Origin of the sequence: Bacteroides sp. D1, from assembly GCF_000157095.2 — a bacterium.
GTDB lineage: Bacteria > Bacteroidota > Bacteroidia > Bacteroidales > Bacteroidaceae > Bacteroides > Bacteroides xylanisolvens.
This window is the reverse complement of the sequence record NZ_JH114339.1, coordinates 497,774-523,207: the sequence shown is the minus strand read 5'-3', so window position 1 is coordinate 523,207 and position 25,434 is coordinate 497,774. Positions and strand designations below refer to the sequence as shown.

Genomic DNA, 25,434 nt, shown 5'->3' with positions numbered 1-25,434 from the left:
CCCTAACTCTTACCTCATAACATCACTAACATTCGGTGTCTTTTTTCGGTTCTTCTTTTATCTGCCGAGTTATAGATTATGTTTCAATTTTGCAAGTCTTTAATTACTAATATTTAAACTTAGACATAAGATGAGGGGGTCCGAAAAGGATACCCTCTTGGCACCGACTTATCATTGGACTTTGTTTAGAGCAAGATATGGTGAGGCTTGCTTGATAAATCCTATCTATACACAATGGGTAAATATGTTAGAAAAATCTCAAAAAGAAATATCATTTTGGAACAATTTATTGCCGAAATGTGAAATTAATAACTTAAAAACAAAAGAGGAAATCGCAAGAATCTGAGCTCCGACACTGAAACCGAAAGCAACCATAAATATAATCAAGTAGAACACCCCCGAGATGGCAGATGCTCCCAACTCGATCTCTCCGACACGACCCAGAAAGGCTGTGTCCGTAACGCCTATCATCATCTCCATCAGCAGGCTGATAAGAATGGGAAATGTGATACCCCCAATTTGTTTATAGGTATATTTTATGTTGTTATTTCTCCTCATTTTGTTAATTGTTTACAATACCGACGAGTATACGGGCAATGAACTAAACACTTTAAGCAGGTGCTGCATCCATATACATCGACGATTTCATCTCTTGAAACAGAGGTGCTCCAAACCTTACCTTTAAGAACTTTTCTCTCGCAGATATTGACACAAGCAGTGCACTTTCCGCAATGCGGATGGAGAGTCTCACACAAAAACGTTTCCAACGGGGCATCGGTTAAAACTGTACCGAGACACTGTGCCGCACCATATTCAGGAGTGATTAACAGATTGTTTTTTCCAATCCACCCTAATCCGGCGAGCAAGGCTATCGTTTTATTCGGCAAAAGAGACTCTTTATGTGCTGCATCAAATTTTCCCTCGGCAATAAGGTTTTCATCCGATTGCGAAAAAGCGTTGTATCCTTTTTCTGCTATATACGCTGCCATGTTATCTGCCAATTTATGAGTCCTGTTTTCGGTAATGGAGTATTCGTCGTCATCGAAATTATAATTGTCATCTATCCGGGCCTGTACGTAATCGGGGGTATCACATACTTCTTTTATATATCCGGCTGTCAGCGGAAGTGCAAATACAATGGCATGAGGGAATTGCCTGTTTTGTGTTTCACTCAAGTGTGATATATCAACAAAGCGTATCAGTTCTGCTCCTTGATTTCTTAATTCGTTTTCTATCTCTTGATTCAGGTATTTCATGTTTCTTTTCTTGTTACAGGGATATAAATAGCTGTTATCAACTCCGAAGCCGGAGTTTTCTCAGGTGTATTGATATACGTTTCAAAAGTGAAAGGCTCTCGCAACGTATAATCACTTGTGGGCAACCAGTCAAGGTAGATATGGCGATACACCCTATTTAGCTCGTGGTATAATCCTTTGAAACGAAAGATGGCATATTCGCCCGAAGAAATTTCATACATGCCAAAGCCTTTAGGGGTCTCAAATGATTGAGGCAAGGTTACTCCAACCATAAAACGGCTGTGCTCCTCAGGCGTAATCAAAGGATAATCAAGAGTCAGGCTTACATATTGGCATCCTTTTGATGGCAGTTCATAGTTTTCGGAGAATTGTAACAACTGTTTCCATAAGAGAGAAAAACTATGACTGATGTTATTTGTCCTTTCCAACTTCAAATAGGCAATGCGCATGTTGTGCACTTTCTTTATGCTCAACTCAACCTGTATTGGATTCTTTCCTTCGGGGCGAGCATTGGAATGTTTCTTGCGAAATTCTGGTATAGAACAATTAAAATAACTTTTAAATGCTCTTGAAAGCGTATGTTTATTCTGATAATTGATTTGACTAAGAAGTTCAGGAACACTTGTATCTGTCGATATTAACTTAAATGCAATGTACTCCAATCTTAGCCGGAAGATGTAATTTCCAAGACTATCACCACAGATTGCTTTAAAAAGTCTACGAAAATGAAATTTAGAAATACCTGCAACTTGGGATAGCCTGTCTGAATCGAGGTCGTCAAACAAGTGGCAGTTAATGTATTCCTGAACTTTTATAATTAATTCGTACTGCACATGGGCAGTGTTGATTTTTTGCTTCCATCTTTTGATTTCCGGCAATCGTTTGGACATAATTTCCCTTAATTCCGATGAAGAATAGCTTATTCCGACCTCTCTATAATATTCTTCGGGGAAAAGCCCCCAAAGGTAGATGAGGTAATCCATTGAGAAGTCATACGACTTAACTCCATTTTTTAGGCAGTAGTCGCAATATTCCTCATTCTGACCTTCCTCTAAACTGGCATAATCTATATCTAAGGGTATTCCACACGTTTGGCAATATTTTGTTTCAGTATTAATGTTCATACACGTCTCATTATTTAAGTGCAAAATTACTCAATAAATTACGGAAAGGGTTACCCTAAATGGCTATCTTTTACTTTATCATAATCTCCTCCAAGCAGGTAAATCACATTTTTGTATAACACGTTCATCAACTTTTTGCGGATCAAGCTTTTTAGGTATAAAAGTAGTATATACTTCAAGCTGATAGCATTGATGCAGTACTATATCCCGTTGAATACCATCGATAGATGTTTCTATAAATTCGAATATGTCCTAAATAGACACTAGTGGTTTAAAATAGCCGTTCTCTATATTGGATACTATGTATTCTAGTGTTCTTTTCTAGAGGTATTGCATATCTGCCTCTATTTTTACATTTTCGGTGAATGGCTCCAAATATTCAGGCTGATCCAGTATTCAGACTGAGCCGTCTAAATGATGTCCGGTAGAGCAGACATAATGGGATAAAAAAAGTCCCACAAATCATTGAATTTGTGGGACTTGACTGTTCATTGCCCGGTTTTGTCCGGATAGTTCAGCGGAGAGACAGGCTCTCGAACCTATGCTTTCAAGAAATATCATAAAATTGCAAATCACTGATAATCATATACTATCTAAAGCGCAGAGTAAATCTAAATCTTTCTGAATATCTTTTGCTATTCCAAATATTGGGTGTATATTTGGGTGTAGAATTTCAAACGCACCCAATTATGAATATCAAACGTAACATCATTTTTGCATTGGAAAGCCGGAAAAAGAACGGTGTGCCAATCGTAGAGAACGTACCCATCCGTATGCGTGTCATATACGCAAGCCAACGCATCGAGTTTACAACAGGCTACCGGATTGACGTAGCCAAATGGGATGCCGACAAACAACGGGTAAAGAACGGATGCACCAACAAACTAAAACAAAGCGCATCCGAAATCAATGCGGACTTGCTGAAATATTATGCCGAGATTCAAAACGTGTTCAAGGAGTTTGAGGTACAGGAAACCATACCGACCACCCAACAGCTAAAGGATGCGTTCAACCTGCGGATGAAAGACACCAGCGAAGAGCAGCAGGAAGAAACACAAATAAGTTTTTGGGAAGTATTCGATGAGTTTGTAAAGGAGTGTGGCAATCAGAATAACTGGACGGCATCCACCTACGAGAAATTCTCAACAGTGAAAAACCACCTCAAAGAGTTCAAGGAAGATGTAACCTTTGAATACTTCAACGAGTTCGGCTTGAACGAGTATGTAAATTTCCTGCGTGACAAAAAGGATATGAGGAACAGCACCATCGGCAAACAGATGGGATTCCTCAAATGGTTTCTGCGCTGGAGCTTCAAGAAAGGGCATCATCAGAATATTGCATACGACACTTTCAAGCCCAAATTGAAAACCACCTCTAAAAAGGTGATATTCCTGACTTGGGACGAATTGAACAGGCTGAAAGATTATCGGATACCGAAAGACAAACAATATCTGGAACGTGTCAGGGATGTTTTTCTGTTCTGTTGCTTCACAAGCCTGCGATATTCAGATGTTCGTAATCTGAAAAGAAGCGATGTGAAACCCGACCACATCGAAGTTACCACAGTCAAAACGGCAGACAGCCTGATAATTGAACTGAACGACCACAGTAAAACCATACTCGAAAAATACAAGGAAGTCCATTTTGAAAACCACATGGCACTGCCTGTTATCAGCAATCAGAAGATGAATGATTATCTGAAAGAACTGGGGGAACTGGCTGAAATCAACGAGCCTGTACGGGAAACATATTATAAAGGAAATGAACGTATAGATGAAGTCACCCCGAAATACGCATTATTAACCACCCATGCAGGAAGAAGAACATTCATCTGTAATGCGCTGGCTCTCGGTATTCCGGCACAAGTCGTGATGAAATGGACGGGGCACAGTGACTATAAAGCCATGAAACCCTATATTGACATAGCGGATGATATTAAGGCAAATGCCATGAACAAGTTTAACCAACTATAAAAGTATCAATCAGTTTCATAGATTATCAGCTATTTGAATTATATTTGCGACAACAATAAACATTAGAATGGAAAATAACAGAGAATATCATATAGGAAGAACGGACTTTGACGCATTTGTTCATGCCGTCGGTTCGGAAATAGAACAGGCGCAAGTCCGGCTGATTGCCGCAGCCAATGCGCAAATGCTGTTCCATTACTGGAAAATGGGCAACTATATCCTGTATCATCAGAACTTGCAAGGCTGGGGAAGCAAAATCATCAAGCAACTGGCAAAGGCTATCCGGTTCAATTACCCCGAAAAGAAAGGTTATTCGGAGCGTAACCTTACTTATATGTGCCAATTTGCACGGTCATATCCGTTGAACGTGCTACGAAGTTTCATTGATACAGACACAAGGCTGTCTGTTCCAAGCATACAGAATGTTACAGATGAAGTATTGAAACTGAACAACGGACAATTTACGCAGGAACTTACTGCGCAAATACAATCCGCTGATTGTCAATCTTTAGAAATTACGCAGGAAGTTCCTGCGCAAATTCAGGATGTGGAGAAAACAGTTTCTGCCATTTACAGGATGGAGATTAGGGAAATAGAAAAAGTTTTCCTGAAATCCCCTGTTGCCAAAATAAACTGGGCAAGCCAAATGGTCATACTTAACGGTTCGTTACCGTTAGGCATAGGATATTGGTATATGAAACAGGCTGTAGAAATGGGCTGGAGTAGCAATGTGCTGAAAATGCAAATTGAAAACAACCTATATAACAGACAAATCAACAACAACAAGGTAAACAATTTCACAGCCACACTTCCAGCACCACAAAGCGACCTTGCCAATTACCTATTGAAAGACCCGTACATCTTCGATTTGGCTGGAGCGAAAGAAAAGGCAGACGAAAGGGACATAGAAGAGCAGCTGGTAAAGCACGTTACCCGTTATTTGTTGGAAATGGGCAATGGTTTTGCCTTTGTCGCCCGGCAGAAGCATTTTCAAATAGGTAACAGTGATTTCTTTGCCGACTTGATTCTATATTCTATTCCGCTACACGCATACATTGTTGTAGAACTGAAAGCTACTCCATTCAAACCGGAGTATGCAGGGCAACTGAATTTCTACATCAATGTGGTGGATGACAAACTGAGGGGAAAAAATGACAACAAGACTATCGGGCTGTTGCTGTGCAAAGGAAAAGATGAGGTGGTAGCACAATACGCATTGACAGGCTACGACCAACCGATAGGCATCAGCGATTATCAACTGAGCAAGGCTATACCCGAAAACTTGAAATCAGCTTTGCCAAGTGTGGAAGAGGTGGAAGAAGAACTGGCATCTTTCCTTGACAAGGACAATAATCCCCAAAATTGAAGTCTATGGCAGGAGAAATAAACAAACTGATTCCCCAATATGGAGAACTCAATAGAATATATAATGATTGGGTAACCAATTATGCTTTTTCTTTTGACAAGCAGAAATTCATCACCGACTTTTACAGGCAGCACAATGATACAAAGGCTTTTGAAGCCGCTATCCTTGAACTGGTACTTGACAAGCAGAAAGAACAATACACATTGATTCTCAATAGTCTGAAAATCGAAATAGAAAAAAATATACGGGCTTATGAAACAAAACCGCTGAATGATGACGTCATAAAGCGTGTGTGTTTTCACTACGCAGACAGGCATAATTCTGCAATTAAAGACCAGTTGGAGATTACCACCAAGTTGCACGAGCCTTTGAATGACGCATACCACAGATATGATTTCATTGGTTTTCGGGAGCATACGGACGAAGAAGAAATACAGGCAGAAAAGGAATATGAACGCTGCAAGGCTGAATACGACAAGGAAAAGAAAGAATTGGATAAACTTTATGAACTGCAAAAGCAAGACAGGAAAGAGGCTTTTCAATATATAGAAAACCTTTCCGGCAATGTTTACCGCCTAAGTCTTCTTTTTATGGAAGTCCTAAAAAAGTACCTTCCTAATGATAGGGAAGAAAAACAGCAGGATGAACCAGTCAAGCAAAACGAACAAGAAGAAGTACAGAATAGCCCGGAGGGACAACATGAATATTTTGACATGAAGCAGCTTTCGCCCATTCATGAAACCTGTGTCGGGGAACAGTTCGAAGCCATTACCATAGCGGATTTCTATGCCAATATAAACCTGTACCCCTGCAAGAATAAACTAAAAATCAAGGCAAGGGAAAAGATACGGGTGTGTTACCTGATATTCCTGATGAGCGAGAAACTATCCAAGCAATACAGGGATGAATGGAGAAGCCAAATATTAAAATTGTTGGATATTGACGAGAGCTATTACAGGTCGAAATACAAAGAACCTGTTTCCGATTTTCCGAGTGACAGCAACCAGAAATTCGCAAAGGAAATGGAAAGCATATTCGGATAATTCGTGATATAACCTGACATTCTACGAAATTACCACTTTTACCACTCAAATTAATTTTTGAGTGGTATTTTTATTGTCTGATATTTAATGAGATAGCGCAGTATCCCATTTGTATTATCCACATCCTTACCACTTACAGCCATACCTAATTTTGCATCGTTCGAGAACAGAAATAACAGCCAGTGCGCAGGGCTGATTGTTTAACGACTAAATAGATTGGACGATGACAAATCTTCAAGAGTTATTATTAAAACCCGTCTGGCAGATGACAGGCGAAGAGTTCATATTTCTAAGCAAGTACGCTTCCAACCAAACGGAAGCGCAGCCACAGCCCGTTACGGACACAGAAAGAAAGTATGTGTACGGAATACTTGGCATTGCCAAATTGTTCGGGTGCAGTCTGCCTACCGCCAACCGTATAAAGAAAAGCGGAAAGATAGACAAAGCCATTACGCAAATAGGGCGCAAGATTATCGTGGATGCGGAACTTGCCCTTGAACTGGCTGGAAAGAAAACCGGAGGACGAAAATAACGGGAGGTGTACTTATGGATTATATGAAAGATATAAAAGAAATATCGGCGGAAGAAGCCGTAATCCTTTGGCAAGCCTCACGCCTGAGCCTGTCGAAAATCTATGAGAAAGCACCTGAGATTCTAAAAGTGCAAGGTTCGGTCATTGGTACACTGGGTAATTTCAGTGCATCAATCGGCAAAGCCAAAAGCAAAAAGACTTTCAATGTGTCGGCTATCGTGGCGGCAGCATTGAAGAATGGTACAGTGCTAAGATATGTGGCGGAACTACCCGAAGAGAAACGGAAAATCCTGTATGTGGACACGGAACAAAGTCCTTATCATTGTCTGAAAGTCATGAAACGTATTTTACGGATGGCTGGGCTTCCAGATGACAGGGACAATGAGCATCTGGAATTTCTTGCTTTGAGGAAATACACGCCCGAACAGCGTATCAGGATTGTAGAGCAGGCTATTTACAATACGCCTGACATAGGGCTTGTAATCATAGACGGCATCCGTGACATGGTATATGACATCAACAGCCCCGGTGAATCGACACGCATCATATCAAAGCTGATGCAGTGGACGGACGACAGGCAGATACATATCCACACGATACTCCACCAAAACAAGGGCGATGAGAACGCAAGGGGGCATATCGGTACGGAACTGAACAACAAGGCTGAAACTGTCCTTCTTGTGGAAAAGGACAAGAGCAATGGAGATATAAGCAATGTTTCAGCCATGCACATACGGGCAATGGACTTCGAGCCTTTTTCATTTCGCATCAATGACAATGCCATACCTGAACTGTTGGAGGGTTACAAGCCCGAAACCAAGAAACCGGGAAGACCGGAAGAGGAAAAGTTCGACCCTTACAGGCATATCACCGAACAGCAGCACCGCATCGCATTGGAAGCAGTTTTCGGGCTTAAAGAGGAATATGGCTACAAGGAACTGGAGGACACCTTAATTAAGACTTATGTGTCTGTGGGGGTAAAGTTGAACCACAAAAAGGCGGTATCGCTCATCACCATGCTTCGGAACAAACGAATGATAGTGCAGGAGAACGGCAGAAAGTACACGTTCATGCCCGACTTCCACTATTAGCCCACACCTTGCAATCGCTTCACTTTATTCCGGGGGTCTATATATTAGGGATAAAGCGAAGTGGTTGCGAAATGTGGCAAAACCGCTTCACTTTATTACCGTACTCTATATATACGAAAATAAAGTGAAGTGATTATACAGACCGTACTTCATAAAGAGGTACGGGCGAAAAGAGAAAATAAACCAATTCAACTATCATTAAACCTATCGTCTTATGGATATACAGACAGCGAAACAAATCAAAATAGCGGATTATCTGCACAGTTTAGGATTTTCACCCGTCAAACAACAGGGCATAAACCTGTGGTATAAGTCACCACTAAGGGAAGAAACGGAAGCATCGTTCAAGGTAAATACAGAACGTAACCAATGGTATGATTTTGCACTCGGCAAAGGTGGGAATATCATCGCACTGGCACAGGAACTTTATTGTTCCGACCATGTGCCTTACCTCTTGCAAAAAATCGAAGAACAGACACCCCGTATTCGCCCCGTGTCTTTTTCTTTTGGCAAGCAATCATCTTCCGAGCCAAGTTTTCAACAACTGGAGATTGTACCGCTTTCTTCTCCTGCCCTGCTTGCTTATTTGCAGGAAAGGGGAATAAACATTGCAATGGCGAAAAGAGAATGCAGTGAAGCGCACTTCACCCATAATGGCAAACGGTATTTCGCCATCGCCTTTCCCAATGTGTCGGGTGGGTATGAAATCCGCAACCAGTATTTCAAGGGATGCATCGCACCGAAAGAGATTTCTCATATCAAACAGCCGGGAACAGCGAGGGAAACATGTTATGTGTTTGAGGGATTTATGGACTATCTTTCATTTCTTACTTTGAGATTGGAGAATTGCCCGAAATATCCCGAACTGGACAGGCAAGATTATATGGTGTTGAACTCAGTAGCCAATGTTTCCAAAGCAATCTATCCGTTGGGAAGCTATGAGCGCATCCACTGTTTCTTTGACAATGACCGTGCAGGAATGGAAGCCATGCAGCAAATCTATAAGGAATACGGCAGGGACTTATACATCCGTGACGCTTCGCAGACATACAGCGGATGCAAGGACTTGAACGAATACTTACAGAAACAGACTGAAAGAAACAGGCAAGTTCAATCTGCAAAAGGGGTGCGCAGCCAACCACCGAAAAAGAAAAACGGCTTTCGGTTATAGCCCACTATAACTACACGCTTCGCTTTCGTAGTTGTGGGCTCTCCCGAGGGGATTAGGGCTTTGCCCTAATGACCCACTCAGGGCGTTTCTCCCCTAAGAACCCCGAGCAAAGAGTGCCCCTCTCTTTGCAATCTCCGCTTATGGGTTGCACCCCTAAGAACCCTGTGCGGTTATGAGCGGACAACAGAAGATTTCATCAACAATCCAAATCAAATTTTAAGAATATGGCAACAAAATCAAGCATACATATCAAACCCTGCAGAGTGACATCAAGCGGGGCTCATAACCGGAGAACTGCCGAGTACATGCGCAATATCGGCGAGTCCAGAATCTACATTGTACCCGAACTGACTTCCAATAACGAGCAGTGGATAAACCCGGGCTTCGGCAGTCCTGACCTGCAGGCGCACTATGACAGCATCAAACGGATGGTCAAGGAAAAGACCGGACGAGCGATGCAGGAAAAGGAGCGTGAGCGCAAGGGAAAGAATGGAAAGATTATAAAAGTGGCTGGATGTTCTCCAATCCGTGAGGGAGTATTGCTCATCAGACCAGATACAACACTGGCAGATGTACGAAAGTTTGGTGAGGAGTGCCAGAGACGCTGGGGTATTACACCGCTCCAAATCTTCCTGCATAAGGACGAGGGACACTGGCTTAGTGGACAACCCAAAACCGGGGATAGGGAGAGTTTCCAAGTCGGTGAAAAGTGGTTTAAGCCGAATTATCATGCCCATATCGTATTCGACTGGATGAACCACGACACGGGCAAGAGCCAAAAGCTCAATGATGACGATATGATGGAAATGCAGACTTTGGCATCTGACATCCTCTCCATGCAACGTGGGCAATCTAAATCCGAGACCGGAAAGGAACATTTGGAACGAAATGATTTCATCATTGAAAAGCAGAGAGCCGAACTGCAACGCATGGATGCTGCAAAACGGCACAAAGAAGAACAGATAGGTCTTGCTGAACAGGAACTGAAACAGGTGAAATCAGAAATACGCACTGACAAGCTAAAGAAAACAGCCACCAATGCAGCCACCGCCATAGCAAGCGGAGTTGGTTCTCTTTTCGGAAGTGGAAAGATGAAAGAGCTGGAGCGAACTAATGAAGATTTGCACCAAGAGATTGCCAAACGAGACAAAGGTATTGACACCCTCAAAATCCAAATGCAGGAAATGCAAGAGCGACATGGCAAACAGATACGCAATCTTCAGAGCATACACAACCAAGAACTTGAAGCCAAAGACAGGGAAATATCACGATTGAACACTCTGCTTGAAAAGGCATTCAAGTGGTTTCCGATGCTTAGAGAAATGTTGAGAATGGAAAAACTCTGCGCTGTCATTGGATTTACCAAAGATATGATAGATTGTCTTTTGACAAGGAAAGAAGCTATCCAATGTAATGGCAAGATTTATTCCGAGGAACATAGAAGAAAGTTTGAAATCAAAAACAACATCTTCAAGGTGGAGAAGAATCCGACCGATGATAGCAAACTTGTACTGACCATAAACAGGCAACCGATAAGCGAATGGTTCAAAGAGCAATGGGAGAAACTTCGGCAAGGTTTGCGACAACCAACGGAAGAACCAAGAAAAAGTAGAGGATTCAAGTTATAATAGAAAAAAAAGACAATATAAAAGCACTCTGATAGTTACGAAGTGCTTTTATATTGTATAAATTATATAATGTTTACCATTGAAGCTTCAAAGTAAACGCAACTTAAGGAATTGCCGAATTTTGTATTAATAAAGAATATACGACCTCTGATATATGCGCAACATATTGTGATGCTTGTGATTCATTACCCTTGAAATCCTTAACAAATATCGCTAAAGTATAGCAGACATTATTAGGCAGGCATATATAGGCAACATCATTGTGAGCTGCAAGAATACCATTTTCATTGACATCACCAGAACCCGTCTTATGTGCAATAGAAACCCTTTCTTTATCAAGAAGCGGAGCGACTATTCTATCTGTACCTGTCACACATTCTTTTAATGTATTCTTAATGAAACTTTGCTTCTCACCACTGACAATACTTTCGGTAAACAAACGGTTCATCAACATTGCGGCACCAAGAGGAGATGTATAATTAAAGTAAGCCCTATCGTGGTCAGCCGACATTTCCTCTTCTGTATAAGCTATCTGAAAACTTGAACGAGGAATAAGTGTGGCTATAAAACTGTCAGTTTGAGCAACATTGACCATATCTTTAAACATCAGATTGCTTGCATTATTATCACTTTGAGCAATAGTATAACGAAGTAAATCTCTCACGGTTAATGATATAACCAACTCGGAATAATCTTTCATCATAGGACTCCAAGTCTTTGAATCAAGTCTATTCCTATCTATCTTTACTAAGGTATCAAGTGAAATCCCTTTGTTATCAAAATCATTGCAAAGAGCTAATGCCTGATGAACCTTAAATACACTCATCATAGGATATACACTCTTATCATTAACTTTAACTGTATCTGTGTTATTAATAATAATTGCCACTCCAATTTCACCAGGACAAGCTGATACTATCCGAGAAATGCTATCAGTCAAAACATCTGTCAAAGGTGGATTTGTACTATTATTAGAAGTTGATTTAGAGAACAATAAAAAAACTAAAACTATGATACAAACTAAAGCTATACACAAAATTACAAGGCGTTTTCTTCTACTTTTTTTCATACTACGATTTTTAAACATTATATATTATCATGACAGACCCTGATTTATTATTTACTGCAAAGATACGAAATCTTACGGAAAATGAATTGGTTGTTTTTTTCGTTTGTTCTGTTTTTTATCAAATTATTTTCCGAGCGAATATGATTCGTCTTAAATAAAATAAAAACATCCAACTTTATATTCTTGGGTGTAAAATTGGGTGTTTGTTTTATAATTTGCTGATTTTCAGCGTTTATTGCGGAGAGACAGGGATTCGAACCCCGGGTACCTCGCAGTACAACGGTTTTCAAGACCGCCGCAATCGACCACTCTGCCACCTCTCCAAAACTCCTTTATCAGAAGTGCTTTCCGTTGAAAGCGGTGCAAAGGTACGAATCATTTTTAAATCTGCAAACATTCTGATAATTTTTTCGCGAATTAATCGTATTTTTGCAGTCCATTAGTAAGAACAAAGATATGATATACCCTCAAAATTTTGAGCAAAAGATAGGATTCGACCAGATCAGACAGTTACTAAAAGATAAGTGTCTTAGCACTTTAGGCGAAGAAAGAGTTACAGACATGACCTTTTCCGAGCAACATGAAGAAGTAGAGGAGAAATTAAACCAGGTAACAGAGTTTGTCCGTATCATCCAGGAAAAAGACGGATTTCCCGATCAATTTTTCTTTGATGTCCGCCCTTCACTAAAGCGAGTGCGGATAGAAGGAATGTATCTGGACGAGCAAGAACTATTCGACCTGCGCCGTTCATTAGAAACCATCCGTGACATTGTACGCTTTCTCCATCGGAATGAAGATGAAGAAGAGAACGACACCCCCTACCCCAGTCTGAAACGACTGGCAGGAGATATAGCCGTTTTCCCTCAACTGATAGGAAAAATAGACGGCATCCTTAACAAATATGGAAAAATCAAGGATAATGCTTCCACCGAATTAGCCCGTATACGTCGCGAACTTGCCAGTACGATGGGAAATATTTCCCGCTCGTTAAACAGCATTCTGCGCAGCGCACAATCCGAAGGATACGTAGATAAAGACGTAGCTCCCACCATGCGTGACGGACGTTTGGTGATCCCCGTCGCACCCGGACTCAAGCGAAAAATCAAAGGTATTGTACACGATGAATCCGCTAGCGGGAAAACAGTGTTTATAGAACCGGCGGAAGTCGTAGAAGCCAACAACCGTATTCGCGAACTCGAAGGCGACGAACGACGCGAAATTATTCGCATCCTTACCGAGTTTTCAAACATTCTCCGTCCGTCTATCCCGGAAATTCTTCAATCATACGAATTTCTGGCAGAAATAGATTTTATCCGCGCGAAAAGCTATTTCGCCATACAGACCAATAGTCTGAAACCCGCCGTAGAGAATGAGCAACTACTGGACTGGACAATGGCTGTGCATCCTTTATTACAACTTTCACTTGCCAAACACGGAAAGAAAGTCGTACCACTGGATATAGAACTGAATCAAAAACAACGCATTCTTATTATATCCGGTCCGAATGCCGGAGGTAAGTCCGTCTGCCTCAAAACAGTCGGTTTACTGCAATATATGTTGCAATGCGGTATGCTCATTCCCTTGCACGAACGCAGTCACGCCGGTATATTCAGCAGCATCTTTATCGATATTGGTGATGAGCAATCTATTGAAGACGATTTGAGTACCTACTCTTCTCACTTGACCAATATGAAAATCATGATGAAGAGTTGCAACGAGCGGAGCCTCATCCTGATTGACGAGTTCGGTGGAGGTACGGAACCGCAAATTGGAGGTGCTATTGCCGAAGCCGTCCTGAAACGTTTCAACCAGAAAGGAACATTCGGAGTCATCACCACCCACTACCAGAATCTGAAACATTTTGCCGAAGATCATGAAGGAGTAGTGAACGGAGCCATGCTTTACGACCGCCATCTCATGCAAGCACTTTTCCAGCTACAAATCGGAAATCCCGGAAGTTCGTTTGCCGTAGAAATCGCACGAAAAATCGGATTGCCGGAAGATGTCATTGCAGATGCTTCGGAAATCGTAGGAAGTGAATATATCAATGCCGACAAATACCTTCAGGACATCGTGCGCGACAAGCGTTACTGGGAAGGAAAACGTCAAACGATCCGTCAACGGGAAAAACACATGGAAGAAACCATTGCCCGCTACCAAACGGAAATGGAAGAGTTGCAGAAATCACGGAAAGAGATCATCCGGCAAGCAAAAGAAGAAGCGGAACGGATGCTTCAGGAATCCAATGCACGCATTGAAAACACAATACGCACAATCAAGGAAGCACAAGCTGAAAAGGAAAAGACACGCCAGGCACGTCAGGAACTGACAGACTTCCGTACTTCTTTAGATGCGCTGGCTTCTAAAGAGCACGAAGAGAAGATTGCACAGAAAATGAAGAAATTAAAGGAGAAACAAGAACGGAAGAAAAATAAGAAAAACGAACCGAAAGCCGCAGTCTCTTCCCCGTCAAGTGCTCCTAAAGTAGTGCCGATTGCAGTAGGTGAAAATGTAAAAATCAAAGGACAGACAAGTGTCGGTCAAGTGATGGAAATCAATGGTAAAAATGCAACCGTTGCTTTTGGAAGCATAAAAACGACCGTAAAAATAGACCGTCTGGAACGTAGTAATAATGCACCCAAGATGGAAGGAATCGCCAAAAGCACCTTTGTCAGTAGCCAGACGCATGACCAAATGTACGAAAAGAAGCTTAGCTTCAAACAAGACATTGACGTACGTGGAATGCGTGGAGACGAAGCTCTGCAAGCAGTCACCTATTTTATCGATGACGCCATATTAGTCGGCATGGACCGTGTACGCATCCTTCACGGCACAGGAACGGGAATACTTCGTACATTAATCCGCCAGTATCTGGCCACCGTACCGGGAGTGAGCCACTATGCCGACGAACATGTGCAGTTTGGCGGTGCCGGAATCACAGTAGTCGATTTTGACTAACCTGTAAACAAAACGTCCAAAGAACTTGTTCTCATTTAGAAAACCACTACCTTTGTTACAGTGGTTTTCTAAAACGAGAATAAAGCATGAAGAATAATCTGTTAAGCGAAAAGCTTATTTACACAGGAGCCAGTCTTACTCCTACCCACTTACATCTTTGTACTTACAATGCTACCGAGATGCAGGAAAGCGCCAACGACACCTTTCAAGCCATCAAGGGAACACTGAACAGCGATCGGATCAATTGGCTACAAATACACGGAATGAAAGATACGGAGACTATCCGGGAAATTTGCAGTCATTTTGAAATAGACTTCCTAGTCCTGCAAGATATACTGAATGCGGATCATCCTACCAAGATAGAAGAGCATGACAAATACATCGTCCTGATCTTAAAAATATTCTACCCCAACGAACATAAAGAAGAAGACGAACTGGACGAGTTGCTCCAACAGCAAGTTTGTCTTATTCTAGGTAATAACTACGTACTTACTTTCCTCGAAAAAGAAACCGACTTCTTCGATGATGTCAGTTCCGCCCTGCGCAATGATGTCCTGAAGATACGTAGCCGCCAGACTGATTATCTACTTAGCGTGCTGCTCAACAGCATCATGGGAAACTATATTTCAACAATCTCTTCCATTGATGACGCACTCGAAGATTTGGAAGAAGAACTGCTCACCATCACCAGCGGTGATGACATCGGTATTCAGATTCAGGCATTACGACGCCAATATATGCTGATGAAAAAATCTATCCTTCCACTAAAAGAACAATATATAAAGTTACTACGGGCAGAAAACCTGCTTATTCACAAAGTGAACCGTGCCTTTTTCAATGATGTAAACGACCACTTGCAATTTGTATTACAGACCATTGAGATCTGCCGGGAAACTCTTTCCTCATTAGTCGATCTGTACATCTCCAACAATGATTTACGTATGAACGACATCATGAAGAGGTTAACCATCGTATCCACCATCTTTATCCCTTTGACATTTCTGGTCGGAGTATGGGGAATGAATTACAAATGGATGCCCGAGCTCGAATGGCAATACGGGTATTTATTTGCCTGGATTGTAATGGCAATTATCGGTATTATTGTATATTTGTACTTCAGAAAAAAGAAATGGTATTAACAAAAACACATCATCAGTCATGAAATCGATAAAAGAGCTATATAGAATAGGCACAGGACCTTCCAGTAGCCACACTATGGGACCGCGTAAAGCTGCCGAAATGTTTCTGGAACGTCATCCGGATGCTGCATCTTTTAAAGTAACCCTTTACGGCAGTTTAGCTGCTACAGGCAAAGGACACATGACGGATGTAGCCATTATAGACACTTTGCAACCCACTGCCCCGGTAGAAATTGTGTGGCAGCCCAAAGTCTTTCTACCGTTCCATCCGAACGGAATGACATTTGCAGCTCTGGATAGCAACGATAAAGTGCAGGAGAATTGGACTGTTTATAGCATCGGTGGTGGTGCACTGGCAGAAAATAATGACAATCCAACCATCGAAAGCCCCGATGTATATGGTATGGAAAACATGACTGAAATACTCCAATGGTGTGAAGATACCGGAAAAAGTTATTGGGAATACGTAAAGGAATGTGAGGAAGAAGATATATGGGACTACCTGGCTGAAGTATGGGCTACCATGAAAGATGCCATTCACCGTGGACTCGAAGCAGAGGGCGTACTACCCGGACCACTAAATCTCCGGCGGAAAGCCTCCACTTATTACATACGTGCTACCGGATACAAACAATCCCTGCAATCCAGAGGGCTCGTCTTCTCTTATGCTTTGGCAGTAAGTGAAGAAAATGCTTCCGGCGGTAAAATAGTAACCGCTCCTACCTGTGGCTCCTGCGGAGTCATGCCCGCCGTACTTTATCATCTTCAAAAAAGCCGTGACTTTAGCGATATGCGCATTTTACGTGCGTTAGCCACTGCCGGCTTGTTTGGCAACATCGTCAAATTCAACGCATCCATTTCCGGAGCAGAAGTAGGTTGTCAGGGAGAAGTAGGTGTTGCCTGCGCAATGGCTTCGGCTGCCGCCAATCAATTGTTCGGGGGCAGTCCTGCACAAATTGAGTATGCAGCAGAAATGGGCCTGGAACACCATTTGGGAATGACTTGCGACCCGGTATGCGGATTGGTACAAATTCCCTGCATCGAACGAAATGCATACGCCGCCGCACGTGCGCTGGATGCTAATCTTTATTCAGCTTTCACCGATGGCATGCACCGTGTCTCTTTCGACAAAGTAGTGCAAGTGATGAAACAGACCGGACATGACCTACCGTCACTCTATAAAGAAACAAGTGAAGGAGGATTGGCCAAGGATTACAAACAAATGTAATTATAAAAAGCAACGGACCATTCCTTTTATAGAAATAGTCCGTTGTCATTTTTATGATTAAAAATTATTCAGTTGGCGGCCAATTCGTATCGTCTCCGTTACTGATATCTTTCTCATGTATCAATCCGCCATCCTGCGTGAAATAAAGCGAGTAGCGCTGGCTACCTTGTTTCACCTGAATCACAGATTCCATCGGATTCTGTGGAAATGTCAACACATATACATCTGTCACTACCCACGCGTTATATTTAGAATCTATAAAAGCCGTATAAACAGCCGGCACCAACTGATCGATACTGTTCAGTTCATTTTCTGTCATCACCCAGTTGGCATTAGCATCAAACCAGACTTCCAATTCATCATTGCTCACCCAACAGTCAGCTACATAATAAGCACCTTTCATCTCCCATTCTATATTCTGGGCAGCCGGATATACCTGTTTCAAGGCCTCCGTAATATTACTGGGCGGAACAAAAGTATCATCATCGTCATTATCACATGCGCCGAAAGAAAGGGCAGTCATAAGCAACACTACTGCCCATGCGCTAAACTTAAATCTCCACATAGTTATCTTCTTGTTTAGGTCTATTTACTGCAACTAGTTAATCATCAGCCTTGATAAATTTTCCTTTCTTATCAAATTTGAAAGAAAGCCCGGTAGACAATTCAATCTCATACCCTTTGCGGTCACGTTCCACTTTCGTCACTCCTTCATTCACAAAATTATGTGCTTTCAGGTAGTTGACAGCGAATCCCGGAACAATACTAACAGGAACAGTCTGCCCTTTCTTAGCACTTACCTCTTCCCAGTTTCCCTTACTGTCAAAATCAATTTCCGTACCATCCATCAATAACACTTCATACTTGGTAGATTCCATCATATCCTTATCAATTTTGATATGGGCAACCTGTGGCTTTGTAAAATTACTATTGATAAAATTACGTGCCGGAAGCGGCAACTGATTCATGTCTTTAGTTATCACATCTTTTGCGAATGAAAACTGCACGGCTACCAGAGCCAGTACAAGTAGAGATAGAAATTTCTTCATAATCGTTATTCTTTTAGCGTTAATACTATACTTTATTCTATGCTACAAATAACGATACAGATTCCGGAAAGATTTAGGAATATTATGAGTTTGCTCTTTTTTTGTATTCTTTAACCATCTATTCTATTTTCCACTCCCCTATGGTACAACGTTCCCTTAAAGCGCAATATACCAACGATCCTCACAGACAGTTGGTATATTTCACATATAGATACATATCAGTTTTTACACCGATACGAGGGTCAAGTTAAAAATATACCGCTGTACGATTTCTAACCTGCAAAATGTAGGGATTTCATGAGTTTATCATGAATCTAGGGACCTACATATTTCTTCATTTCAACATTTATTTTATACCATCCCAATGCATTACTACCACCCACTCTTTCGGTTGGTAAGTTCCGTGAAAACGGTGCGGAACCGTAGCAACCACCAAATCACAATTGGAAGCTAATACGGCTCTTAATTCCTTCAATAACATATCCATCCGAACAATTAAATGAAGATACTTCATCATACACCGTATCACCCGTACATACTGATAAATGCACATATCCTCTCCCCGTCTTATCTCACTCAGAGTATTAGGAGAAATAGCAAATTCGCTGGAAAAGAAACTGTTACTGAAAATACGATCCGTTCCCATTAAAGCCAATACCAAATTGCTTAAAAACTCGTATGGTTTCTGTTTTTCTTTTGCCATGTCATTCTATGATTAATAATTTATAATATTTCAGTTTTTATTACCTTATCAAATATTGTCCACATAGGGAAACAATTAGCGATTCACTGCTAAAATCAACTGTCACTGACACTATTCACAAAAAAGCATATTACGTGAGCTTCCTGCATTTTTTCGAGCACACAAATTTTCGTCCCTAAAAAAGCAACGAGAGTTTATCGACTGGATACAAGCAAGTTACAAATCTCACACACCTCTTCTTTCCCCCACCAACGCGCCCTCCTTTCAAAAGGACAAAAGGACATAAGGACAAAAATCCCCTATGGTACTATAAAAATTCCAATGCCAACGACGAAGCCTATTAGTTGGGAAAGGAATTCCAGAAAGGAGCTCCTTTATTTCCCCGAAATTCATACAATAATTTTACCTTATTGTCGAATAATTATATTATTGAAGGCGGAAGCAAACGCGAACAAGATATCGCTCTTCTTTCCAAGCACGATCCTTTTACTAAATAATCCTTACAATACACGTAATTTCGTTCAAGAGTTGACCAAGCATTTCATGACAGACAAAACGATTCAGGTTGGCGCACAACACGATTTCAATATTCGTAAGGTTACACGTCTACAAAAGTACTTAACATAATAAAAATCAGCAATATACCTCATAGTTCTTATAGTAAGATGAATAAAAACAATCATATATGTCCTTTTTGTCCTTTTGTCCTTTTGGAGAGTCGGAAAAACATCGGAAGATTTGAAAAAAACATCTCAATGATTGAAATCAAACATTGGGATATTTCGATACAAATCTCCCAATGTTTTTTCTTTATATTTGTGTGTCTAAATACATCACTATACGCAAAATTAGGAAATATCAACGATCTTCACAGACAGTTGATATAGTGGGAAATTCACATCGGCTTTAACCTCCGATGTCAGGGCGTAGATCAGAAAAGCACCGTCGTGCTATTTCTGATCCACAATGTAGGAGAATCATGCTGTAAACAGCATGAAGCTAGGGACCTACATTTTTTCATCTCACATACGAAACACTCACGTGTTTATTACATCTCAACATTTATTTTATACCATACCTTTTTAATTCACTACATAATTATTTTTCATCTAGAAGTTCGACCTACTTTTCTATCTGTACAGATTAAAATAACAGACTGAAACTACAGAGTTCCTAATCAAATAATTTATTTTATTGTTTCAGATGGAGTTTGAAAACAATGCCACCAGTGAAATAGCAGCAGCGGTTCAGTTCTACTACGGCATTGATGTAGTCTTTCCAAAAGCTGTATTCCATGCCAAGATTATCGATTTACTATCATACTCTGCCATGAGATTCAAGTTATTCACCACTTTATTGATAAAGGAAGTCGGAGGCAGAGAAAAACGGAAGTTGGCACCAATGGCGAAACCATTTAATGGGTAATCCTTCCGTCTGTTATAAACGTGTATGCCGGATGCAAGTCCTATAATCCCGTAGGTGAACTGGGTGTATGCCGCACCAATCATTGCAAAGAACAAAAGAAAAAGTATCAGCCAACTCATTGCAGATACAGGTTACCATTATCCTTGTACCAGTCTGCCAGCGCCTCTTCAAAGGTGTAACGGAAACGGTAACCCGAAGCGGACAGTTTTTTTCCGCAGATATTTGTGGAGATCTGCAACTTTCTCACCCGTGCCGGACAGATGCCCATCGGAGAGCCTATTGCTCCGACTATACCGGCAGCAGTCATGATCAGCCATCCCGGCATGAAAGGAACTTTTACCTTCATATTTGTCACTCTTTTCATAGATTCTACGATGTGTTCTATCGTATAGGCGGGTTCGTAGCAGCAATTATACAGTTCCACCCCACTGTCGTGATGTTCCAATCTGTAAAGCATGAACCGCACCAGTTCCTTCACATAGATACAGGCCTTGATGGTATCCTTGCGCCCCGGGTACATAAACTTATGTCCCCGAATGCCCCAATACAGACGCGTAAAGTTTCCGTTCTCTCCCCGTCCGAACACCACACCGGGACGGACAATGGTAAGCTGGCGGCCTTCACCTCCTGCCTGCCAAGTCTGATGAATCTTTTCCGCAACCAGCTTGGATATGCCGTATGGAGTGTTGGGCATAGGCAGCGTAGTTTCCTCCTTCAGTTCCTCAGCAGCACCGTAAGGGGCTATGGAACTGGTGAAAACTATTTTCCGGATACCTTGCCGTTCAGCAAAGGCACATACATTCTCCGCACCACGGATATTTGTTTCAAAATATGCAGGATCGGGATGACCGGGAGTACGATGAACGGCTGCAAAGTTAAAGATCACATCATCGGGAGTGATATTTACTTTTTCCAACTTTATCGGCTGGCGTACATCACAATAGATGAATGTGGCTGCATGTTCCTCCCCTTTTCTTAAAGCCGGTTTATATTTTTTTACTGTCGGTAATGGAGTGCCCGGCTCTATAATATCCAAGTTGTAAATTTTTGCTTCGGGATGTACTTCGTGCAAAAGATTAGCGAGGTGAGTACCGATGAAACCGGTACCACCTGTAATAAAGTAATTCATTATAGAAAATATTATTTTTTATATCCTAACTCTTCCAATAACTTTCTGTTCCAAGCAGAACGTTCTTGATCAACTATCCATCCCCACTTATTGAAATACTTAATCATATTGACCATATGAATCTTTAACATTTTCTTACTTTTGTAAGATGCTGCCCGATGAGCATGTACAATGGTCACACTAGGAACAAACATAGTTCGATACCATTTGTGCATTCTCCTAGTTATATCAATATCTTCAGGATACATGAAGAACCTTTCATCAAACAATCCTACTTTTTTGAAACATTCCAGACGAAAAAACATGAAACTACCTTGATGATAGGGCACATTCATTTCTTTCTTATGGTCATCGAATTTTAGTTGATAACGTATATTCATCTTCTCTACCATTCTTTTAGGCAGGAAACGTCGGAAAATCAGATTGGCAGGTGTGGGAAGAAGACGGCAAGTATATTGCTGCTCTCCATCAGGGTATACTACATTGGGCTGTACCTGTGCTACATCCGCATGAGCATCCATATATGTTGCCAGAAATTCCAAAACCGAAGGTTCAAAATATACATCCGAATTAAGAATCAAATGGTATTTTCCACCCAAGTTGAGTACCTGTCTTAATGCTTGATTATGCCCTGCTCCATAGCCTACATTTTCACTACCAATATATACCACATTGGGGTATTGCTGACAAAAATCTGCAATATACCGCTCGTTGGAATTATCGACCATATAAATTTGGAAAACAAGAGAAGAGGTTAGTGATTGCAAGCATTTGGACAGTTCTTCTAGATTCGTCTTGTAGGTGACAATAGAAACTGTTATCATTATTGTTTAAACTAATTATCTAAAAAATGGATTATTTATTTCCCTGAAAAACAACATGAAAGTAACTGAAAACAAATGCAGCTGAATGATACAGGAAAAATCCTTTCTACTGTATAATAAGATTCTTCTAATATAATTTTGTTATATGGCTATACATCAAAATTGGACGCTAACTAGCAGAATTGATATATAATCACAGAACATACCATATAATATAACAAATTCGAAATATTTGCTTTCAGATAGTTTTTCAACATATGTCCACTATTCATTTAACACACAGATGTCAACAAATCGGGAATACCAAATCATGTCAAATAGTTTTTAAAATTATATATTCTCACCAATAAAAGCAGGGAAATGCGAAAAATCGCTATTACAAGAAATACAGCATAACACATAAAAGACAAAATTCCCCTAATATTCAAAAGAATAAAGCCAAAAGAAAGTATTCCGAAATACAAGGCCCTAAACAGTGTAAAACAATTCTTATTCGGCAAGCAATTCATGAATAGGGATAAGTTATATCTTTTATATGAAAATCGTTCAATTATATTAGGAACAGGATAAACTAATATAAGCATACCTATAACTATGAAATTAACTTTTGGATAGAAATAGAAAGCATAAATTACATATTTAATAGTTTGTAATAAAACAAATATAACGAGTGACAAATTACTGCGAATCAAATTATATATTAAAAATACGCCCAACTCAATGAAACAAAGAACAATGTAAAGAAAAGCGCCTTTATTTTCATTTGAAATGAAAATTAACAAAAAGGAAAGAGTAATAGAGATAAAGATTCTTGTAAGATAAATGGAACATCTGTGCTCATAATAAAATTTAAGATTATAACCATATAACCTTAACGAAGGCTGCCTATCTTTTTGAACAGTCTCCGTATCATTCTGTATATACCCGACCTCATATAGATTATACAGTAGTAAAAGCGAAACCAAGTATATTGGAATGCCATATAAACTATACCCAAAACAATATAAGAAATAGTATAATGTAGGTAGAATATAGTAAATACTAAAACCTATGAATTTACTTAATGTACCCATTCTTACTACCCCATAATAAGCAAATGGAATATAAAATACATAATTGGGTATAAAAGCACATGCATACTTTGCCTGCCCTGAATTAATAGTTATATCGCCTTTCATTTTCTATTACAGCCTTAATTGAATTCTTTCTCTTTGACCATTTTTTTTCAGTCCATGGATAAATGATTAAATCTACGGTCTTTGAATGGTTTATAATATCCATATCTGTGATATTGTCTGTTATCACTTTATAAAAAGGGGATTTTAATCCCATATCATTAAGAGCTTGATATTTATGCCCCAATCTATCCTTTAATATCTTTCCCTTAAAAAGACCTTGGTTGTCATAGGCTAATTCTGTTCCAAAGCAGATTGGAATCGCTAATCTATTTGCAACGACATCTGCGATAAAATCAAAAGTCGCCGATGCCAATATGATAGTTGTATTTGAATCCTTTCTATAGAATTCAATTTTATCAAAAGAATTGTCTATTTTTAACGGTAAAAGATATTGATCATAAAAAATATTTGCTTTTTCCTGCAATTCAGCTTTGCTCATTCCCTTTATATAGAGTACTGCTATACTTCTAATGAGGTCCTTCTTTAAAAGTAAAACAGATACCTTATTTATAAATCTTGCAAAAATAGTTTTTGACACTTTACGAAACAGGCTATAAGATTTCGCTTGAACAATCAAATCAAGAAAGTCAAACGAAGTATTAGAAAAAAATAAAGTACCGCAAATATCAAATATAACAAGACGTCTTTTGGTCATTTGATATAGTATTTAAAAAAGATAAGAACAGGTCTAAAGGAATGCGTTTTTAAGATTAAAGATACTCCACGTTTTAACACAACCATTGCATATCCCATGCGATCTACAAAAGATGGCATATCACATTGTTTAAGAGATAAACAGAACAATTGGTATCTACTCAACATTTTATCTCTATCATCAACCAGAGTGGAGAATTCTTGGTGAATTTCTGTTTTGAGTATATACCCCTTGTCAGATATGCGTCGGAATCGCTCTATAAATTGAAAATCACTGTAATCAAGAAAAACCTGATTTTTATATCCGCCACATCTGAAAAACGCATCTACAGAAATACACATTCCACTGTTTATAGGTGAATAATCATACAGAGAAATAATTTGCCCCTTTGGGACATCATTGTTTATTAAGCCCATCTTCCACCACAATTTAACAGGCGACATATATCTTCCATTACCGACATTAACTGGTGGAGCAATTAAGTGAATATCAGGGCATAAACGAATGCAGTCCAAATATTCTTGTAATATCCCATTAGGAAAGTGAGTATCTTGATCTAATAATAACATCCATTCATAACCATTCTTTTTTGCATATTTAGCCGCTTCATTATAGGCGAAACTTACCCCCGGATTATCTGGATGATGGCTATAAATAATATTAGTATCCTGAACTATTTGTGAATATAGCGAATTATCAATTATATAAGTCTGAATATCAGAATGGGGTAACAATAGCGTTTGATATGTTGACGACTGATGAAAATCTAAATTATAAATTACTATAACAAAGAGTAATTGTTTATCCATAGTATATAAAGTCAATGTAATCTTAATAGTTGTTTTATAAAATTCTTAACTGCACGATCAATCAGCAAAAGCAATAATTTGGAA

The 25,434-nt window shown here is 40.1% G+C and carries 20 protein-coding genes, 1 tRNA gene and 2 pseudogenes; 10 read left to right on the top strand and 13 right to left on the bottom strand.

Annotated elements, in window-relative coordinates; translation table 11 throughout:
• Positions 1-336: 336 nt before the first annotated feature.
• From BSAG_RS12265 to BSAG_RS12275, 3 genes and pseudogenes are all read right to left on the bottom strand, one after another.
• A pseudogene (locus BSAG_RS12265) lies at positions 337-558 on the bottom strand (MATE family efflux transporter); the annotation flags it as partial.
• Positions 555-1,256 carry an epoxyqueuosine reductase gene (locus BSAG_RS12270; RefSeq protein WP_004315188.1) on the bottom strand — a complete coding sequence of 234 codons (702 nt, stop codon included), beginning with the start codon at positions 1,254-1,256 and terminating at the stop codon, positions 555-557. The pseudogene BSAG_RS12265 and the gene BSAG_RS12270, both read right to left, overlap by 4 nt.
• Positions 1,253-2,380: a GyrI-like domain-containing protein gene (locus BSAG_RS12275; protein WP_004315189.1), complete on the bottom strand. Its 1,128-nt coding sequence runs from the start codon at positions 2,378-2,380 to the stop codon at positions 1,253-1,255. The genes BSAG_RS12270 and BSAG_RS12275 overlap by 4 nt, the downstream gene beginning before the upstream one ends.
• A gap of 689 nt (positions 2,381-3,069) precedes the next feature.
• Here BSAG_RS12275 and BSAG_RS12280 point away from each other — a divergent pair.
• The 7 genes from BSAG_RS12280 (at position 3,070) to BSAG_RS12310 (ending at position 11,184) form a co-directional block, all read left to right on the top strand.
• Positions 3,070-4,353: a site-specific integrase gene (locus BSAG_RS12280; protein ID WP_008770855.1), complete on the top strand. Its 1,284-nt coding sequence runs from the start codon at positions 3,070-3,072 to the stop codon at positions 4,351-4,353.
• Positions 4,354-4,420: 67 nt separating this feature from the next.
• Positions 4,421-5,719, top strand: a complete 1,299-nt coding sequence (locus BSAG_RS12285) for a YhcG family protein (protein WP_004292951.1) — start codon at positions 4,421-4,423, stop codon at positions 5,717-5,719.
• Positions 5,720-5,724: 5 nt separating this feature from the next.
• A complete protein-coding gene (locus tag BSAG_RS12290) occupies positions 5,725-6,762 on the top strand; it encodes a hypothetical protein (protein ID WP_004292950.1) in 1,038 nt (345 codons plus the stop codon).
• A 223-nt stretch (positions 6,763-6,985) separates the two neighbouring features.
• On the top strand, positions 6,986-7,294 hold the full coding sequence (locus BSAG_RS12295) for a DUF3853 family protein (protein WP_004292949.1): 309 nt from the start codon (positions 6,986-6,988) through the stop codon (positions 7,292-7,294).
• A 14-nt stretch (positions 7,295-7,308) separates the two neighbouring features.
• Positions 7,309-8,385, top strand: a complete 1,077-nt coding sequence (locus tag BSAG_RS12300; protein WP_004292948.1) for an AAA family ATPase — start codon at positions 7,309-7,311, stop codon at positions 8,383-8,385.
• Between the two features lie 214 nt (positions 8,386-8,599).
• A complete protein-coding gene (locus BSAG_RS12305; RefSeq protein ID WP_004319668.1) occupies positions 8,600-9,556 on the top strand; it encodes a toprim domain-containing protein in 957 nt (318 codons plus the stop codon).
• A 224-nt stretch (positions 9,557-9,780) separates the two neighbouring features.
• A complete protein-coding gene (locus tag BSAG_RS12310; RefSeq protein WP_004292946.1) occupies positions 9,781-11,184 on the top strand; it encodes a hypothetical protein in 1,404 nt (467 codons plus the stop codon).
• 103 nt (positions 11,185-11,287) lie between these two features.
• On the opposite strand, the gene BSAG_RS12315 is transcribed toward BSAG_RS12310, so the two are convergent.
• Together BSAG_RS12315 and BSAG_RS12320 are read right to left on the bottom strand one after the other, a co-directional pair.
• Positions 11,288-12,253, bottom strand: a complete 966-nt coding sequence (locus tag BSAG_RS12315; RefSeq protein WP_008770854.1) for a CfxA family broad-spectrum class A beta-lactamase — start codon at positions 12,251-12,253, stop codon at positions 11,288-11,290.
• Between the two features lie 238 nt (positions 12,254-12,491).
• Positions 12,492-12,576: transfer RNA gene (locus BSAG_RS12320), tRNA-Ser, on the bottom strand.
• A gap of 133 nt (positions 12,577-12,709) precedes the next feature.
• On the opposite strand from BSAG_RS12320, the gene BSAG_RS12325 reads away from it, so the two are divergent.
• The 3 genes from BSAG_RS12325 to BSAG_RS12335 all read left to right on the top strand — a co-directional run bounded on the left by BSAG_RS12325 (position 12,710) and on the right by BSAG_RS12335 (position 17,578).
• Positions 12,710-15,211 (top strand): endonuclease MutS2, encoded by a 2,502-nt coding sequence (locus BSAG_RS12325; protein WP_008770853.1) that lies wholly within the window; start codon positions 12,710-12,712, stop codon positions 15,209-15,211.
• Between the two features lie 86 nt (positions 15,212-15,297).
• Positions 15,298-16,350, top strand: a complete 1,053-nt coding sequence (corA, locus tag BSAG_RS12330; protein WP_008021512.1) for a magnesium/cobalt transporter CorA — start codon at positions 15,298-15,300, stop codon at positions 16,348-16,350.
• 19 nt (positions 16,351-16,369) lie between these two features.
• Positions 16,370-17,578 carry an L-serine ammonia-lyase gene (locus tag BSAG_RS12335; protein ID WP_004305771.1) on the top strand — a complete coding sequence of 403 codons (1,209 nt, stop codon included), beginning with the start codon at positions 16,370-16,372 and terminating at the stop codon, positions 17,576-17,578.
• 64 nt (positions 17,579-17,642) lie between these two features.
• Here BSAG_RS12335 and BSAG_RS12340 read toward each other — a convergent pair whose 3' ends face one another.
• From BSAG_RS12340 to BSAG_RS12380, 8 genes and pseudogenes are all read right to left on the bottom strand, one after another.
• The gene (locus tag BSAG_RS12340) at positions 17,643-18,143 is read right to left on the bottom strand and encodes a PepSY-like domain-containing protein (protein WP_004315193.1); all 501 of its coding nucleotides are present in this window, start codon (positions 18,141-18,143) and stop codon (positions 17,643-17,645) included.
• Between the two features lie 37 nt (positions 18,144-18,180).
• On the bottom strand, positions 18,181-18,627 hold the full coding sequence (locus BSAG_RS12345; RefSeq protein WP_004315194.1) for a PepSY-like domain-containing protein: 447 nt from the start codon (positions 18,625-18,627) through the stop codon (positions 18,181-18,183).
• Between the two features lie 346 nt (positions 18,628-18,973).
• The gene (locus tag BSAG_RS12350; protein ID WP_008770851.1) at positions 18,974-19,330 is read right to left on the bottom strand and encodes a hypothetical protein; all 357 of its coding nucleotides are present in this window, start codon (positions 19,328-19,330) and stop codon (positions 18,974-18,976) included.
• A gap of 1,191 nt (positions 19,331-20,521) precedes the next feature.
• Positions 20,522-20,778, bottom strand: a pseudogene (locus tag BSAG_RS12355) (hypothetical protein); the annotation flags it as partial.
• A 92-nt stretch (positions 20,779-20,870) separates the two neighbouring features.
• On the bottom strand, positions 20,871-21,884 hold the full coding sequence (locus BSAG_RS12360) for an NAD-dependent epimerase/dehydratase family protein (RefSeq protein ID WP_008770848.1): 1,014 nt from the start codon (positions 21,882-21,884) through the stop codon (positions 20,871-20,873).
• 11 nt (positions 21,885-21,895) lie between these two features.
• A complete protein-coding gene (locus BSAG_RS12365; protein WP_008770847.1) occupies positions 21,896-22,708 on the bottom strand; it encodes a glycosyltransferase family 2 protein in 813 nt (270 codons plus the stop codon).
• 1,155 nt (positions 22,709-23,863) lie between these two features.
• Positions 23,864-24,541, bottom strand: a complete 678-nt coding sequence (locus BSAG_RS12375) for a haloacid dehalogenase-like hydrolase (protein ID WP_008770845.1) — start codon at positions 24,539-24,541, stop codon at positions 23,864-23,866.
• A complete protein-coding gene (locus BSAG_RS12380) occupies positions 24,538-25,350 on the bottom strand; it encodes a glycosyltransferase (protein ID WP_008770844.1) in 813 nt (270 codons plus the stop codon). The genes BSAG_RS12375 and BSAG_RS12380 overlap by 4 nt, the downstream gene beginning before the upstream one ends.
• Between the last annotated feature and the right edge of the window lie 84 nt (positions 25,351-25,434).

Excerpts from the sequence above, each read along its gene's own strand:
- BSAG_RS12270 (WP_004315188.1), bottom strand. The coding sequence starts at position 1,256 with ATGAAATACCTGAATCAAGAGATAGAAAACGAATTAAGAAATCAAGGA.
- BSAG_RS12275 (WP_004315189.1), bottom strand. The coding sequence starts at position 2,380 with ATGAACATTAATACTGAAACAAAATATTGCCAAACGTGTGGAATACCC.
- BSAG_RS12280 (WP_008770855.1), top strand. The coding sequence starts at position 3,070 with ATGAATATCAAACGTAACATCATTTTTGCATTGGAAAGCCGGAAAAAG.
- BSAG_RS12285 (WP_004292951.1), top strand. The coding sequence starts at position 4,421 with ATGGAAAATAACAGAGAATATCATATAGGAAGAACGGACTTTGACGCA.
- BSAG_RS12290 (WP_004292950.1), top strand. The coding sequence starts at position 5,725 with ATGGCAGGAGAAATAAACAAACTGATTCCCCAATATGGAGAACTCAAT.
- BSAG_RS12295 (WP_004292949.1), top strand. The coding sequence starts at position 6,986 with ATGACAAATCTTCAAGAGTTATTATTAAAACCCGTCTGGCAGATGACA.
- BSAG_RS12300 (WP_004292948.1), top strand. The coding sequence starts at position 7,309 with ATGGATTATATGAAAGATATAAAAGAAATATCGGCGGAAGAAGCCGTA.
- BSAG_RS12305 (WP_004319668.1), top strand. The coding sequence starts at position 8,600 with ATGGATATACAGACAGCGAAACAAATCAAAATAGCGGATTATCTGCAC.
- BSAG_RS12310 (WP_004292946.1), top strand. The coding sequence starts at position 9,781 with ATGGCAACAAAATCAAGCATACATATCAAACCCTGCAGAGTGACATCA.
- BSAG_RS12315 (WP_008770854.1), bottom strand. The coding sequence starts at position 12,253 with ATGAAAAAAAGTAGAAGAAAACGCCTTGTAATTTTGTGTATAGCTTTA.
- BSAG_RS12325 (WP_008770853.1), top strand. The coding sequence starts at position 12,710 with ATGATATACCCTCAAAATTTTGAGCAAAAGATAGGATTCGACCAGATC.
- corA (WP_008021512.1), top strand. The coding sequence starts at position 15,298 with ATGAAGAATAATCTGTTAAGCGAAAAGCTTATTTACACAGGAGCCAGT.
- BSAG_RS12335 (WP_004305771.1), top strand. The coding sequence starts at position 16,370 with ATGAAATCGATAAAAGAGCTATATAGAATAGGCACAGGACCTTCCAGT.
- BSAG_RS12340 (WP_004315193.1), bottom strand. The coding sequence starts at position 18,143 with ATGTGGAGATTTAAGTTTAGCGCATGGGCAGTAGTGTTGCTTATGACT.
- BSAG_RS12345 (WP_004315194.1), bottom strand. The coding sequence starts at position 18,627 with ATGAAGAAATTTCTATCTCTACTTGTACTGGCTCTGGTAGCCGTGCAG.
- BSAG_RS12350 (WP_008770851.1), bottom strand. The coding sequence starts at position 19,330 with ATGGCAAAAGAAAAACAGAAACCATACGAGTTTTTAAGCAATTTGGTA.
- BSAG_RS12360 (WP_008770848.1), bottom strand. The coding sequence starts at position 21,884 with ATGAATTACTTTATTACAGGTGGTACCGGTTTCATCGGTACTCACCTC.
- BSAG_RS12365 (WP_008770847.1), bottom strand. The coding sequence starts at position 22,708 with ATGATAACAGTTTCTATTGTCACCTACAAGACGAATCTAGAAGAACTG.
- BSAG_RS12375 (WP_008770845.1), bottom strand. The coding sequence starts at position 24,541 with ATGACCAAAAGACGTCTTGTTATATTTGATATTTGCGGTACTTTATTT.
- BSAG_RS12380 (WP_008770844.1), bottom strand. The coding sequence starts at position 25,350 with ATGGATAAACAATTACTCTTTGTTATAGTAATTTATAATTTAGATTTT.